The 13,518-nt window shown below is 62.8% G+C and carries 13 protein-coding genes and 1 pseudogene; 7 read left to right on the forward strand and 7 right to left on the reverse strand.

Features of this window, described 5'->3' with window-relative positions; translation table 11 throughout:
• Positions 1–35: 35 nt before the first annotated feature.
• Entirely contained in the window at positions 36–983 is a 948-nt protein-coding gene (locus H0O21_RS06225) for a ribonuclease Z (protein ID WP_131454700.1), read from the reverse strand.
• A gap of 92 nt (positions 984–1,075) precedes the next feature.
• Here H0O21_RS06225 and H0O21_RS06230 point away from each other — a divergent pair, with 92 nt between their 5' ends.
• Complete coding sequence (locus H0O21_RS06230; RefSeq protein ID WP_185190748.1) at positions 1,076–2,470, forward strand: SpoIID/LytB domain-containing protein; 1,395 nt, start codon at positions 1,076–1,078, stop codon at positions 2,468–2,470.
• 23 nt (positions 2,471–2,493) lie between these two features.
• Complete coding sequence (locus H0O21_RS06235) at positions 2,494–3,306, forward strand: glucosamine-6-phosphate deaminase (protein WP_255441166.1); 813 nt, start codon at positions 2,494–2,496, stop codon at positions 3,304–3,306.
• On the opposite strand, the gene H0O21_RS06240 is transcribed toward H0O21_RS06235, so the two are convergent.
• Positions 3,254–4,009 carry a YebC/PmpR family DNA-binding transcriptional regulator gene (locus H0O21_RS06240; RefSeq protein WP_185190749.1) on the reverse strand — a complete coding sequence of 252 codons (756 nt, stop codon included), beginning with the start codon at positions 4,007–4,009 and terminating at the stop codon, positions 3,254–3,256. The two genes, H0O21_RS06235 and H0O21_RS06240, sit on opposite strands and share 53 nt — an antisense overlap.
• A gap of 57 nt (positions 4,010–4,066) precedes the next feature.
• A complete protein-coding gene (truB, locus tag H0O21_RS06245) occupies positions 4,067–4,942 on the reverse strand; it encodes a tRNA pseudouridine(55) synthase TruB (RefSeq protein ID WP_185190750.1) in 876 nt (291 codons plus the stop codon).
• Positions 4,943–5,021: 79 nt separating this feature from the next.
• Here truB and H0O21_RS06250 point away from each other — a divergent pair, with 79 nt between their 5' ends.
• Positions 5,022–5,804, forward strand: coding sequence for a bifunctional 2-polyprenyl-6-hydroxyphenol methylase/3-demethylubiquinol 3-O-methyltransferase UbiG (locus tag H0O21_RS06250; protein ID WP_185190751.1), 783 nt, complete (start codon positions 5,022–5,024; stop codon positions 5,802–5,804).
• A 19-nt stretch (positions 5,805–5,823) separates the two neighbouring features.
• The gene (locus tag H0O21_RS06255; protein WP_185190752.1) at positions 5,824–6,294 is read left to right on the forward strand and encodes a DUF2127 domain-containing protein; all 471 of its coding nucleotides are present in this window, start codon (positions 5,824–5,826) and stop codon (positions 6,292–6,294) included.
• Here H0O21_RS06255 and rpmA read toward each other — a convergent pair.
• Both rpmA and rplU read right to left on the reverse strand, forming a co-directional pair.
• Entirely contained in the window at positions 6,272–6,538 is a 267-nt protein-coding gene (gene rpmA / locus H0O21_RS06260) for a 50S ribosomal protein L27 (RefSeq protein WP_131454694.1), read from the reverse strand. The genes H0O21_RS06255 and rpmA overlap by 23 nt on opposite strands.
• 39 nt (positions 6,539–6,577) lie before the next feature.
• Positions 6,578–6,928: a 50S ribosomal protein L21 gene (gene rplU, locus H0O21_RS06265; RefSeq protein WP_185190753.1), complete on the reverse strand. Its 351-nt coding sequence runs from the start codon at positions 6,926–6,928 to the stop codon at positions 6,578–6,580.
• Between the two features lie 162 nt (positions 6,929–7,090).
• Here rplU and H0O21_RS06270 point away from each other — a divergent pair, with 162 nt between their 5' ends.
• The 3 genes and pseudogenes from H0O21_RS06270 (at position 7,091) to kaiC (ending at position 9,956) form a co-directional block, all read left to right on the forward strand.
• Positions 7,091–7,996, forward strand: a complete 906-nt coding sequence (locus tag H0O21_RS06270) for a circadian clock protein KaiA (RefSeq protein ID WP_131454692.1) — start codon at positions 7,091–7,093, stop codon at positions 7,994–7,996.
• Positions 7,993–8,352: a circadian clock protein KaiB gene (kaiB, locus tag H0O21_RS06275; RefSeq protein WP_131454691.1), complete on the forward strand. Its 360-nt coding sequence runs from the start codon at positions 7,993–7,995 to the stop codon at positions 8,350–8,352. Before H0O21_RS06270 ends, kaiB begins: the two co-directional genes overlap by 4 nt.
• Before the next feature lie 66 nt (positions 8,353–8,418).
• Positions 8,419–9,956, forward strand: a pseudogene (gene kaiC, locus H0O21_RS06280) (circadian clock protein KaiC).
• 38 nt (positions 9,957–9,994) lie between these two features.
• Here the strand turns inward: kaiC and H0O21_RS06285 are convergent.
• Positions 9,995–12,094, reverse strand: a complete 2,100-nt coding sequence (locus H0O21_RS06285) for an ATP-binding protein (RefSeq protein WP_185190754.1) — start codon at positions 12,092–12,094, stop codon at positions 9,995–9,997.
• 24 nt (positions 12,095–12,118) lie between these two features.
• A complete protein-coding gene (purD, locus tag H0O21_RS06290; protein ID WP_185190755.1) occupies positions 12,119–13,423 on the reverse strand; it encodes a phosphoribosylamine--glycine ligase in 1,305 nt (434 codons plus the stop codon).
• Positions 13,424–13,518 lie beyond the last annotated feature (95 nt).

The raw sequence follows: 13,518 nt of genomic DNA on the forward strand, positions 1-13,518 counted from the left end.
AGCGCAGCTGATCATGAACTGTTGCAGCCGAGCCCTCAGTTCGTCGGGTTCACCTCGAGGGTGAGGAAGTCTTTGGCCAGGGTGGTCTCGGGAAAAATCGCCTGCGCCTCAGCGAGCAGGTCATCCGCGGTGATGGCGTTCCCAGGTGCGTAACGGGGGCTCAGATGGGTGAGCACAAGCTGCTTCACACCTGCTTCAGCAGCCGTTTGGGCGGCCATCGTGCTGGTGGAGTGCTGCCGCTGGAAGGCCATCTCCGCTTCGCTATGGGCGAAGGTCGCCTCATGGATGAGCAGGTCGGCGCCGCGGGCGAGCTCCACAGCCGCTTCGCTGAAGACGGTGTCGGTGCAATAAACCACGCTCACTCCGGGGCGATCCGGACCGCAGAGGGTGCGCCCGTCGATGCGGCGACCGTCCTCCAGGGTGACGGTCTCGCCCCGTTTGAGGGCCGCGTAGATCGGACCAGGGGGGATCTTCAATGCCTTGGCTTGATCCACATCGAATCGACCGGCGCGGGGTTTCTGTTCGATCCGATAGGCGTAAGCCGGTACCCGGTGGGTGAGGGGGGTCGCTCGAACCAGGATGTCGTCATCCTCGAGCACCAAGGTTCCCGCTTCGGCCGCCTCCTTCACACGATGGACCGCGAGTGGATATCCGATCCGGGTGGAGCTGGTGCGCAGCACTCCTTGCAGATAGGCCTCCAGGGGATCGGGGCCGTAGAGATCCACCCCAGAGCTGCTGCCGGCTAATCCCAGGCTGGCAAGCAGTCCTGGCAGTCCGAAGACATGGTCCCCATGCATGTGGGTGACAAACACCCGCCGCAGTTGCGACAGCCTCAGGTCGCTGCGTAGGAACTGGTGCTGCGTGCCCTCGCCGCAGTCGAACAGCCAGAGCTCTGAGCGCTGGGGGAGCCGCAGGGCGACGGCGGAAACATTGCGGGCCCGGGTGGGAACACCGGAACTTGTCCCGAGGAAGGTGACCTGCACGGTCTGTTGCTCTCAACCTGCTGGTCTCATTCATTAAACCTGGCCCCCCCCTGGATGGCTGCGCCCTTGCGCGGCACACTGGGCTGCCCTGGATGCCTTTGGTTGTGGTCAGGCTGCAGCCTCTTGTCTCCCTTGGCTTGTCATCGCTCGGGCTTTCCTCAGGCCTGCTGCTCCTGGGGGGCACTCACCAAGCGGTGGTGGCGGCCAGGGAGCCTGACATTCGCGTGTTGCTGCAGGAGAGCGAGCAGATCTCCCTGCGGGCTGATGCTGATCGTCCCTTTCGGTTAACCGGGCCGGATCTGGGCCGCATCGACCTGACGCGTTTACAGATCGAGCTCAGTTCTGGAGGGCTCAGCCTGGTGATGGAGGAGGCCGGTGCCCCGGCGGATCGACCGATGCGACGACGGCTTCCCACCTCCGCCCAGCTCCGTCTTGAAACGGACGATCCCCGCGGGCTCTGGCTGGGAAAGCGGCGCTATGGGGGCAGCTTGCGGCTTTTGGTTCACAAGGGCCGGATTGCGGTGGTGAATCACCTGGGGATTGAGGACTATCTCCCCAGTGTTGTGGGCAGTGAAATGCCCCAGGAGTGGCCGATGGCAGCCCTGCAGGCGCAGGCTGTTGCCGCTCGCACCTACGCCCTGCGTCAGCGGGGGCGAGCTGGGCTGTTTGATGTGCAGGCGACTGTGGCCAGCCAGGTGTATCGGGGGTTGGAATCGCAAACACCCCGCACACTGGAGGCGGTGCAAAGCACCCGCTCGCTGGTGTTGGTGCATGCCGGCCAGTTGATCAATGCCGTTTTTCACAGCAGTTCCGGTGGTGCCACCGAAGCCAGTGGCGAGGTCTGGCGCTCCCAGCTGCCTTATCTGGTGAGTGTTCCCGATCACGATCAGCAGAGCCCGGTGCATCGCTGGGAGACGCGTTTCGATGCAGACCAGCTCCGCCGTGCGTTTCGAGAGACCGGTGGCGTGGAGCGCCTGGAGGTTCTGGAAAGCAGCACGACAGGACGGGTGCGGGCTCTACGGGTGCGTGGCCCGGTAGGGGTGCTTCGGATCAGTGGCAGCGAACTGCGGCAGCGCCTGGGGCTGAAGAGCACGATGGTGGAGTTCAACTGGCTGGCTGCTGGGGAGGTGGAGGGGGAACCCTCACCCTCGACACCGCCCTCGCAGTTGTCTTCCCGCTGGGTTGGGTTTCTGGTGGATCCCGATGGTGATGGGATCTCCGAGCAGCTGTCGCCCCCTCCTCCCCTCCCGCAGCAGCTGCGTCTGCGTCGTCGTCGTCCTCAGCCGGTGCTGGAAGTTCGCGGTCGTGGCTACGGCCACGGTGTGGGCATGAGTCAGTGGGGGGCTCGGGCGCTGGCGGAGCAGGGGGCTGAATTTCGGCAGATCTTGCAGCACTACTACCAAGGTGTGGAGATTCGGCCCTTCCGCCCCAGTGACGATCCGGCGGTGGCACGCCTACCTCAAGTCGAGCCAGCCTGGAGGGGCTGATCACGTCGCGCTGCCCCGTGCCCATGGATCCTTTCAGGCTCATCACCCGGTCGGATTCAGCCCTCTTGATGGAGGACTTGGTGGATCACTGGGAGCAGCGGCTGCGGGAGCGTCTGGCTGAGCCCGCTCCGCAGCCGATGGGGCTGGCCACAGGTCGAACCATGGACCCCTTTTATCGGCTGTTGGTGCAGCGCCTGCGCTCGTGGCCCCAGAAGGATTTCGAGCGGTTGCGGCAGGGCTGGCTCAGCTTCAACCTTGATGAATACGTCGGTCTGCCTGCTGCTGCAGAGACCAGTTTTGCCGCCACCATGCGGCGGCACCTGGGAGAGCCACTGGCACTCCGAAGCGATCAGCTCCGCTTGCCGGATGGGGCGGCGTCGGATCCTGAGGCGGAGGCCGAGCGTTACGCCAGTGCGCTGCAGATGGCTGGGGGCCTAGGGATTCAGCTGCTCGGTCTCGGCATCAATGGCCATGTGGGGTTCAATGAGCCCCCCTGCAGCGATGCGGTGCGCTGTCGGGTTGTGCAGCTGAGTGATGCCACCCGTCGCCAGAACGCGGAGGACTTCGCCACTGATCCGCAGGGGGTTCCCCTGCAGGCGATCACCATCGGGCTGGGCGAGATCCTGGCGGCTGGCGAGGTGCATCTGGTGGTGACCGGTGCGGCCAAGGCCGCCATCCTGCAGAAGGTGCTCTGTGCAGAGCCCACGCCGGCGGTGCCGGCGAGTTGGTTGCGGCAGCATCCCCGTCTCTGGGTATGGGCTGACGCTGAGGCTTTGGCGCTGGTCAGAGCGACAGCGATGCCTGAAGCGCCTCAGGAAGTTCCAGGTTTGTACTGACGCTGCTGACGTCATCAAGGTTGTCCAGGACCTCCAGCAGCTTCAGGCACTGTCTGGCGGTGTCCTCATCGTCCACAGGAGCAGCGGTGAGGGGATGCCAGCAGTGCTCCCACTCGAGCACGGTCCAGCCCTGATCCCTTAGCCCATCCTGCAGGGCCTCGAGACTTTCGAAGCCGCCGTGGACCACCGCCCGGTTCTCTCCCTCCAGCTGGTAGCCCTCAGCATCGAGTTCGAGGAGTGCCTCGAGGAGCGTCTCTTCCGACAGCGTGTCTGCCTGGATGCGTACGTCGCTGCGGTGGTCGAAGAGATAGCTGACGCAGCCCGACTCCCCGAGGTTGCCGCCGTTCTTGCTGAAGGCCAGGCGCAGGTCGGCGGCGGTGCGGTTGCGGTTGTCTGTGAGCGCCTCCACCAGCACAGCCACACCTCCTGGGGCATAGCCCTCGTAGCGGATGGCTTCCAGCTGGTTCGCCGCTCCTCCCTGGCCTGATCCCTTGGCGATCGCCCGTTCGATGTTGGCGGCAGGCACTCCTGCGGCCTTGGCCTTGGCGATCGCAGTGCGCAGCTGGAAGTTGCCAGCTGGATCAGCGCCGCTGCGGGCGGCCACGGTGATTTCGCGACCGATGCGGGTGAAAACGGCACCGCGCTTGGCATCCACCACTGCTTTGGTGCGTTTGATCTGGGCCCATTTGCTGTGGCCGGCCATCGCTTGCCTGTTTGCGTGTCCCCTGGCTGTGCAGGGTACCGAGCCCATGGCGTGAACTCACCCCCGGGCGTCGAAGACCACCTTGGGGCGAAGGCTTCCCGGTTCCTCGTGCAAACCGAGGCCGATCATGCGGCCCTCGCCATCGAGGACGACCACCGGTCCTGCGCTCATCTCGGGTTGGAGGCTGAGGCGCCGCCCACAGCGCCAGTCTTCCACCTCCGACTCGGAGGCGATCCGCTGCGGTCGATCGGCCAGGGGCTGCTGCGGTGGGATCAGCTCGGCAGTCCACTCCCCATCCGCTAAGTGAACCGCTTGTTCGATTCGAAATCCCATGGCCTGCACCCGACGCAGGCTTGCCAGGCATCCACCGCAGCCCAGTCGCTCGCCAAGGTCACGGGCGAGGGAGCGGATGTAGGTACCGGCGGAGCAGTGCACCTCCAGCTCCAGAACGCCGCATGCGGAATCCCAACGCAACAGTTCAAGACGGTGGATCGTGACCGGCCGGGGCGGCAGATCCATCCACTCACCTCGCCGGGCCCTGGCATGGGCGCGCTCCCCATCGACATGCACGGCGGACACCTGAGGCGGGCGCTGATCAATGGCCCCCCTGAAGGTCTCAAGCTGAACGTCTAGCTCAGGGATGCTGAGCTGGGGCCAGGGCTGATCCTCCAGGAGCTCTCCTTCCAGGTCATCCGTCGTGGTGCGTCGTCCCAGCTGGATCGATCCGCGGTAAGTCTTCTCTCCAGCGAGGTAGGGCAACAGCCGGGTGGCTTGTCCGACGGCGATTGGTAAGACCCCGGTCACCGCTGGATCGAGGGTGCCGCCATGGCCGACCCGGCGGGTTCCCAGCTGGCGACGCAGGCGGGAAACGCAGGCATGGGAGGTGAGTCCCGCCGGCTTGTCAATCACCACAAACCCAAGGGGGCCTTCCACGCCAACCTGCTCGACGGCACGTCAATGAATGTGGCATCCAGGCCCGGCGTTTAGGTTGCTCCCACCAGATCCATTGCCCATGCAGCCGGTCAGCAGAGCTACCTCGATCGATGTGGCTGCTTTTCTTGCCGACGGCTTTGATCTACGCCGCCATCTCGCTCGTCAGCTCAACTGCTCGCTGGAGGAGTTGGAAGCCCGTCTGCCCGTTGGTAAGGACGATCTCGCCGCCCTCCATCCCGGGGCCTTCCAGCCAGAGGATGCAGCCTCTTTTTATGAAGACACCGTCGGCACGGGCCATCTGCTGGAGCTGGCCGCCTGGCACCTGAGCAGCGCCGATTACATCGCCGATACCCTCCGGCTCCAGCAGCAGTTTGCCCGCGGTCGGGTGCTGGATTTCGGTGGTGGCATCGGCACCCATGCCCTTGCAGCGGCAGCCCTGCCGCAGGTTGATCACGTCTGGTTCGTGGATCTCAATCCCCACAACCGGGCGTTTGTTGCAGCCCGTGCGGCCTCCCTTGGACTCGCCGATCGCCTGTCGGTGCACCGTGCCCTCAGCGACTGCACCGTCCAGGATGGCGCCCCATCGCGATCAGGGCCGCTGCAATTCGACACGGTTGTCTGCCTTGATGTTTTGGAGCATCTGCCGGATCCTTCCGCTCAATTGCTGGAGTTTCACGGGCTGATGGCGCCCGGCGCCACCGCACTGCTCAATTGGTATTTCTTCAAGGGGCATGAGGGTGAATATCCCTTCCACTTCGATGATCCAGAGCTGGTGGAGCGTTTCTTCCGCACCCTGCAGTCTCGTTTTATCGAGGTGTTTCACCCTTGGCTGATCACAACGAGGGCTTACCGTCCGGCCTGAGTCACTCCAACGATCCACGATGCAACGCCCATCCGGCTCGGGTCAGTGGCTGCTCCGTCTGATCGTGATCAAAAAAGTTCTGATTGCCTTGCTCCTCTTGCTGGTGAGCATGGCAGCCCTGGCGGGCAGTCGGGAGTTTGATCAGATCTCCCATTTCGCTGAGATCTGGGGAGCCTCCAACCGTGAGCTGCTTGTGCAAGCGGCCGATCAGGCCCAAATGCTCGGTCCGACACGGTTGGGACGCCTGGCCGTTGTGAGTGGCTTTTACGCCGCCTTGATCCTGCTGGCTGCATGGGCCACCTGGGTGGGGCGGCATTGGGGCGAATGGCTGCTGGTGGCCGTGTTCGTGATGGCTTTGCCCCTTGAAATCAGGCATGTGTTGCATGAGCAAAGCCCCAGAACCGTGCTGGTCCTGGGGCTCACGCTGGTCGGTCTGCTGCTGACGCTGCGTCAGGCAACCGCTGGATTCAGTTGGCGGCAGCGACGCTGATGCGTTTGCGGTTGCGCAGGCCGCGACGGATGGTCTCGAAGGTCACGATGCCATCGGTGAGGGCGAAGAGGGTGTCGTCCTTGCCCTGACCCACATTGAGGCCTGGGAGCACGGAGGTGCCGCGCTGACGGATCAGGATCGAGCCAGCCGTGACGGTTTCGCCGCCATAGGCCTTGACTCCAAGACGCTTGGAATTGGAGTCGCGGCCGTTACGAGTGGAGCCTGTGCCTTTCTTATGTGCCATGGGGAAGTCGGAATGTGGTTCGGGCGTTGATGGGATCGGTCAGCTGATGGCCTTGCCGCCAACGGAGATGGACTGGACCATCACCCGGGTGAGCTCCTGCCTGTGACCATTCTTGCGACGGGTCTTCTTCTTGGGGCGCATCTTGTAAACGATCACCTTGGGGCCGCGGCGATGGTCCATCACCTTGAGCTCCACGGAGGCGCTCTTCACATAGGGCTGGCCAAGGGTTATGCCCTTGGAATCCTTCACGAGTAGAACGTTCTCGAGGGTGACGGTGTCGTACACCGCAGCTTGAAGCCGGTCCAGATCGTAATAACGATTGGGCTGCAGCCAGAACTGCTGGCCGGAAGCCTCGACAATCGCGTAGGTCTCGTTGCTGGGGTCTGCCATGGGCTGGAAGTGACGCGGCCAGGCTCGATGTCCAACGGTCCCCATTGCTGGGAAGGATCGGACTTCGATTGGGCCTGTACCGCAATCGAAAGACAAACAAAGATACTCGCCCTTCGAAGCGCTCTTCGTCAAGATTCAGCCTATGGATCCCTGTTCCGCTGGATGACCGGCCCGGCCCTCACCATTGCTCTGCTGCTGAGGACGCCCAAGCTGATTGAGGCCAGCCGCCAGTGGTTGCCGGAGAATCGCTACACGCCGGTGGATCTTGGCCTCGATGGCGGAGCCGTCGATGTGGAGTCGGTGCTGGAGAGGCAGCGAGAAGCCGTCGATGCGGTGGTGATCGAGCAGTCGCTGCTCACCGGGGAGGTGCGCGAATCGCTGCTCCGGGCGGGTTTGCTGTTCCCCGCCGTGGTGGTGGGCGAGGTGATGGGCCACGTGGATTACCACCCGGAAGAGGTGCATCTGCCGGTCGATCAGCTTGAGCAGCTCGGTTACAACGTTGATGCCGCCATTTCCCGGTTTCTGCGCCAGGGCCAGAAGGATGACCGCCAGGGTGGTGGTGCCGTTGATGTCGAAGGTGGCGAAGCGGTGGAGGCCAGTGCCTGGCGTCTGTCGAGTCGACTTCAGGAGCGGCTCGGTTACCTGGGTGTCTTCTACAAGCGGGATCCTTCCCGCTTCCTCAGCCATCTCCCCCCGGATGAACAGGCGGAACTGCTCAAGTCGCTGCAGCGCACCTACCGAGATCTTCTGCTCAGTTACTTCCGCGATCCGGCGGCAGCGAACCAGGCCCTCGAGAGCTTTGTGAACACGGCCTTTTTCGGTGATCTGCCGATCACCCGCGCCGTGGAGATTCATATGAACCTCATTGACGACTTCTGGAAGCAGCTCAGACTTGAAGGGCACAAAAACGATTTCCTTCAGGACTATCGACTGGCCCTGCTGGACGTGATGGCGCACCTCTGTGAGATGTATCGACGTTCGATCCCTCCAGATGTGCCCCTTGTTTCCACGGCAGCCCTCCAGCGCAAGGACACAGTTGTTGCCACCGATCGGGAGGTGTCGCCATGAGCCCACGCAAGACCTACATCCTCAAGCTCTACGTCGCCGGGAACACGCCCAATTCCATGCGGGCGCTCAAAACCCTGCGCAACATCCTTGAGACCGAGTTTCAAGGGGTTTACGCCCTCAAAGTGATTGATGTGCTCAAGAATCCGCAGCTCGCGGAAGAGGACAAGATCCTGGCCACGCCAACGCTGTCCAAGATCCTTCCGCCTCCGGTTCGACGGATCATCGGTGACCTCTCCGACCGCGAACGGGTGCTGATCGGTCTAGACCTGCTTTATGACGAACTCTCCGACAGCGGGCTGACCTCCACGTTGATGGATGCGTTGGAAGATGCCGACACAGACAGCACAGATTCTTAAGCGGGGCTGTGCTGATGCGGGTGAACCGCTGAAATCTCCTTAGCGTTCCAACAGAACGTCGGCGTCATGCAGATCTCCAGCTCCAGCAGCTCACCTCAGATGCAGGTGCAGAAGCTCCCGACAGGGATCGAGGGCTTCGATGACGTCTGCCAGGGAGGCTTGCCGATCGGGCGCAGCACCCTGATCAGCGGCACCTCCGGCACCGGTAAGACGGTGTTTTCCCTCCACTTCCTCCACAACGGCATCGCCCATTTCGACGAGCCGGGGATCTTCGTCACCTTTGAGGAATCGCCCCTCGATATCCTCCGCAACGCGGCCAGCTTCGGTTGGAATCTTCAGGAGATGGTTGAGCAGGACAAGCTGTTCATCCTCGATGCCTCCCCTGATCCCGATGGGCAGGATGTGGCCGGCAGCTTTGACCTCTCGGGTCTGATCGAGCGGATTCATTACGCAATCCGCAAGTACAAGGCGAAACGGGTGGCGATCGACTCGATCACCGCGGTGTTCCAGCAATACGACGCCGTGTTCGTGGTGCGTCGTGAGATCTTCCGCCTGATCGCACGGCTCAAAGAGATTGGTGTCACCACGGTGATGACGACCGAGCGGATCGATGAATACGGTCCAATTGCTCGCTACGGGGTGGAGGAATTTGTCTCTGACAACGTGGTGATCCTCCGCAACGTGCTCGAGGGGGAACGGCGTCCCGCACCGTGGAGATCCTCAAACTGCGTGGCACGACCCACATGAAGGGAGAGTTCCCCTTCACGATGGGTGCCCACGGCATCAGCATCTTCCCGCTCGGAGCGATGCGACTGACCCAGCGCTCCTCAAACGTGAGGTTGAGCTCCGGGGTTCCTCGTCTCGATGAGATGTGCGGCGGCGGATTCTTCAAGGATTCGATCATCCTTGCCACCGGTGCGACGGGCACCGGTAAGACCCTGCTGGTTTCGAAGTTCATCGAGGACGCATGCAGGAATAAGGAGCGGGCGATTCTGTTCGCCTATGAGGAGTCGCGGGCGCAGTTGCTGCGTAACGCCACGAGTTGGGGCATTGATTTCGAGCAGATGGAGCAGGACGGGCTGCTCAAGATCATCTGCGCCTATCCCGAATCCACAGGCCTGGAAGACCACCTTCAGATCATCAAAACGGAGATCAGTCAGTTCAAGCCCTCACGGATGGCGATCGATTCCCTTTCGGCCCTGGCCCGAGGTGTGAGTCACAACGCCTTCAGGCAGTTTGTGATCGGCGTGACCGGCTATGCCAAACAGGAGGAAATCGCCGGCTTCTTCACTAACACCTCCGAGGAGTTCATGGGAAGCCATTCGATCACCGACTCCCATATCTCCACGATTACCGACACGATCCTGCTGCTGCAGTACGTGGAAATCCGTGGCGAGATGGCTCGTGCCTTGAACGTGTTCAAGATGCGCGGTTCTTGGCATGACAAGGGCATCCGCGAGTTTGTGATCACCGGAAACGGACCTCAAATCAAGGATTCCTTCTCCAACTTCGAGCGGATCATCTCCGGTGTGCCCCATCGGGTCACCACGGACGAACGCAGTGAGCTCTCCAGGATCGTTCGCGGTGTGACATCCGACGACTGAAGGCGGCCGGCTGAACATTGCCCTGGACGCTGACACCCTCAGGCGCTCAGCTTTTCCTCCAGCTCCTGCTCCTGCAAGCGCTTTTGTCGATCCGACTGCAGTTGCAGTTCAGCCTCATCGCTCTGGGCTAAAGCCAAATCGAACCAGAAGGTTGTGCCCACCTCCGGTTCGCTCACCATCCGAATCGTGCTGCCGTGCTTCTCGATGATGCCGCGCACGATCGATAGCCCAAGGCCGGTGCCGACCTCTGAATGCACAGCATTCTCGACGCGATAGAAGCGGTCGAAGATCTTCTGCTGATCAGCGGCGTCGATGCCGCAGCCGGTGTCGGCCACTTCGATCCTCACCCGCGGAAGGGGGGAGACCAGCTCGCAGTGGGGGGCCGGCTCGTCATTGCGAACAGCCTCGTCCTGATCAACAGCCTTCACCAGGGCCGCTGAAGTCGAACTCGGCAGTTCAGAGACAAAGCAGCTGTCGGGCCAGGTGTAAGCCCGCAAGGCCAGAGTTCCACCCTTGCGGGAGAACTTCAGGGCATTGCCGACCAGATTGTCGAGCACCTGCAGGAGCAGATCCCAGTTGCCGAGGATGTCAGGCAATTCCATCGGTAGATCAAGCTCCAGCTTCACCTCCTTGTCGTCGGCATTCAGTCGGTAATTGCGCAGGGTCTGCTCGAGCGCCGGGCTGAGTGCCATCGGTTCGAACTGAACGGGCCGATTGGATTCCAGTTTTGAGAGGTCAAGCACGTCGTTGACCAGGCGGGTCAGCCGGTCGGTTTCGGCGTTGGCTACCCCTAGGAACTCGATTTTCTCCTCGTCGGTGAGCTGATCTCCCATGTCATAGAGCGTCTCCACATAGCTCTTGATGTTGAACAGGGGAGTACGCAGTTCATGGGAGACGTTGCTGATGAATCGACTCTGAGCTGCATTCAGCTCCACCTCACGGGTGAGGTCTTGAAGGGTCACCGCGATGCCCTTGAGGGATTCGCCACTGGCATCCCGCACCGACTGGAGCACGATGCGCAGCGTGCGGGCCGGTTCCTCGATGCTTCGGCGTAGATCCTCGCTGTCGCTGATGCCGTTGATCAGTGAATCGAGGGCACTGTGCAGTTCGATCGCCAACAGGTGAGGCAGTTCATCCAGAAGATCCCGGCCTTCGAGCTTGCGTCCTTCCCATCGGAACAACCGGCGCGCGGTGGGGTTGGCGAGCACGATTCGCCCCTCCGCATCCAGCAGGATGGCACCGTCGGCCATGGTGGCGATCAGGGAGGCCTGCTTCACCTGAGCAGCGGTGAGTTCTTCGATGTTGGCGGCGTCGTAAGCCTGTAGTTGGGACGCCATGGCATTGAAGCCATCGAGTAGTTCGCCCAGTTCACCGCCCACGGGCAGGGCAATGCGGGCCTGGAAGTCTCCGGAGGCAATGGAGCGCACCCCGCGCAGCAGCTCTTTGACCGGTCGGGTGATTGTGAGCGCGTTGAACACGGCGCCAAGGATCACCAGAACCCAGATGGAGATGAACACCGCGACCGTGACCTCTCGGGTGAGGGCCGCGCTGGCCAGGGCGGTTTCATTGGGATTCACCCCCAGGGCCAGAACCCCGAGATAGCGACCCTCGCGCAGCAGGGGCACGAACACATCGGTGACCTGTCCCTGGGGAGTGAGGTGCTGTCTCACCAGTGGGTTTTGGGGGCGATTGCGCAATTCGGCCGGCAGTTCGAGGCGCCTGCTCAGTCGCAGTTCACTGACGGGATCGTTGCTGCTGCCGCTGATCGGGATGCCCAGGTAGACGATGCCATCCGGATCGGCGAAGAAGATGTAGCGAAGACTTTGGCTGGAGCGCCAGAACTGTTCGGCCACGTTGGCCAGTTCCCGATCGCGCCCTTCCGCGACCAGTTCGCTCACATTGCCGGCCAGGAGCAGGCCTAGATCGCGGGCGTAACGGGTGTCATTGCGTACCGCATCCCGTTGAATCCCATTCAGGGCAAAAAAAGTAATGCCCGTCATCATCAGGCTCACCACCAGGGTGGCGATGGCCAAGAGCTTGGTTTGGAGGCTGAACTCCGCCCACCAAAGGCGGATGCTCTGCCACCATCCCGACGCTTGTGGTTCGGTGCCGTTGGCGGCTGAAGAGCTGCTGGCCATTCCGCAGGCGCGCGTCGGCTGAGCCTAGGACTGACGCACCTGGTGGCCGATGTCCCGTCGGAACTGCATGCCATCGAAGGCGATGCGATCCAGAGCGTGGTACGCGGCAGCAAAAGCCGAGTCGAAGTCATCCCCCTGAGCCGTCATCGTCAGCACCCGACCGCCGGCAGTGAGGAGTTGGCCCTCGGCGCTGCGACTGGTGCCTGCATGGAACAGTTGCTGTGACTCAGTCGGCGTCAGCCTGTCTTCGATGGGATCCCCTTGTCTGGGGGAATCCGGATAGCCGGCTGCGGCAGCCACCACGCAGACGGAGCAGCGATTGCTGATCTTGAGCTCAGGGGCCAGGTCCAGTCGGCCGAGGGCGCAGGCCTGCAGCACCCTGGCCAGTTCCGGACCCATGAGTGGCATCAGCGTTTGGCATTCCGGATCGCCAAAGCGGCAGTTGAACTCGATCACCTGGGGACCATCAGCGGTGAGCATCAGCCCTGCGTAAATCACGCCTCGGTAGTTGATGCCTCGGGCACGCAGGGCCCCGAGGGTGGGCTCCAGCACCAGTCGTCGCACCTCCTCAAGACCAGCAGCATCCAGGAGGGGGGCGGGGGCATAGGCGCCCATGCCTCCGGTGTTAGGCCCCTGGTCGCCTTCCAGCAGGCGTTTGTGGTCCTGGGCGGGGGGAAGGATCAAGAGGCGCTTCCCGTCGCAAAGGGCGAAGACGGACACTTCCGGCCCCTGCAGTCGCTCTTCCAGCACCAGTCGTTCTCCGGCGGATCCGAACCGGCCGTTGAAGGCATCACGGATGGCCGCGGCGGTGGCTTCCACCGTGTCGGCCACCGTCACACCCTTTCCGGCGGCAAGGCCATCGGCCTTGACCACCAGAGGCCTTTGCAGGTTGGCCAGCACCTCCATCCCCTCCTCTTCGCTGGCGACGGCCCAGTGCCCTGCGGTGGGGACCCCGGCCTCCTGCATCAGCTGTTTGGCCCAGGCTTTGCTCGCCTCGAGCTGGGCGCCGGCGCCGCTGGGACCGAACACCGCCAGCCCCGCCTCCCGCAGGCTGTCGGCCAGGCCGGCCGCCAATGGGGCCTCGGGTCCGATCACCACCAGGTCGATCGCCTCGTTGCGGCAGAGGGTTAGAAGGCCGGAGCTATCGGTCTCTGCGATGGCTTGTTTGCGGCCGAAGGGGCCGCCGTTCCCCGGACTGACCCACACCGTTTCGATCTCTGGGCAGCGCTCAAGGGCCCAGCAGAGGGCCTGCTCCCTTCCGCCGCTGCCCACCACGAGCACCCGCTGGAGAGGTGGCAGGGTCTGGGGACGGGAGGGGGAGATGGCCATGGCAAACAAGCAGACGGGAGGAGCCCCTTAGGTTTGAACGGTTTCGCAGGGGCGTTCGCGCCACAGCGCGAATCCTTTCCATCTTTGTTGACGGC

It is taken from the genome of Synechococcus sp. HK01-R, from assembly GCF_014217855.1.
GTDB lineage: Bacteria > Cyanobacteriota > Cyanobacteriia > PCC-6307 > Cyanobiaceae > Synechococcus_C.

Excerpts from the sequence above, each read along its gene's own strand:
- H0O21_RS06270 (WP_131454692.1), top strand. The coding sequence starts at position 7,091 with ATGACCGGCCCGGCCCTCACCATTGCTCTGCTGCTGAGGACGCCCAAG.
- rpmA (WP_131454694.1), bottom strand. The coding sequence starts at position 6,538 with ATGGCACATAAGAAAGGCACAGGCTCCACTCGTAACGGCCGCGACTCC.
- rplU (WP_185190753.1), bottom strand. The coding sequence starts at position 6,928 with ATGGCAGACCCCAGCAACGAGACCTACGCGATTGTCGAGGCTTCCGGC.
- H0O21_RS06240 (WP_185190749.1), bottom strand. The coding sequence starts at position 4,009 with ATGGCCGGCCACAGCAAATGGGCCCAGATCAAACGCACCAAAGCAGTG.
- H0O21_RS06255 (WP_185190752.1), top strand. The coding sequence starts at position 5,824 with ATGCAACGCCCATCCGGCTCGGGTCAGTGGCTGCTCCGTCTGATCGTG.
- kaiB (WP_131454691.1), top strand. The coding sequence starts at position 7,993 with ATGAGCCCACGCAAGACCTACATCCTCAAGCTCTACGTCGCCGGGAAC.
- H0O21_RS06235 (WP_255441166.1), top strand. The coding sequence starts at position 2,494 with ATGGATCCTTTCAGGCTCATCACCCGGTCGGATTCAGCCCTCTTGATG.
- H0O21_RS06285 (WP_185190754.1), bottom strand. The coding sequence starts at position 12,094 with ATGGCCAGCAGCTCTTCAGCCGCCAACGGCACCGAACCACAAGCGTCG.
- H0O21_RS06250 (WP_185190751.1), top strand. The coding sequence starts at position 5,022 with ATGCAGCCGGTCAGCAGAGCTACCTCGATCGATGTGGCTGCTTTTCTT.
- purD (WP_185190755.1), bottom strand. The coding sequence starts at position 13,423 with ATGGCCATCTCCCCCTCCCGTCCCCAGACCCTGCCACCTCTCCAGCGG.
- H0O21_RS06230 (WP_185190748.1), top strand. The coding sequence starts at position 1,076 with ATGCCTTTGGTTGTGGTCAGGCTGCAGCCTCTTGTCTCCCTTGGCTTG.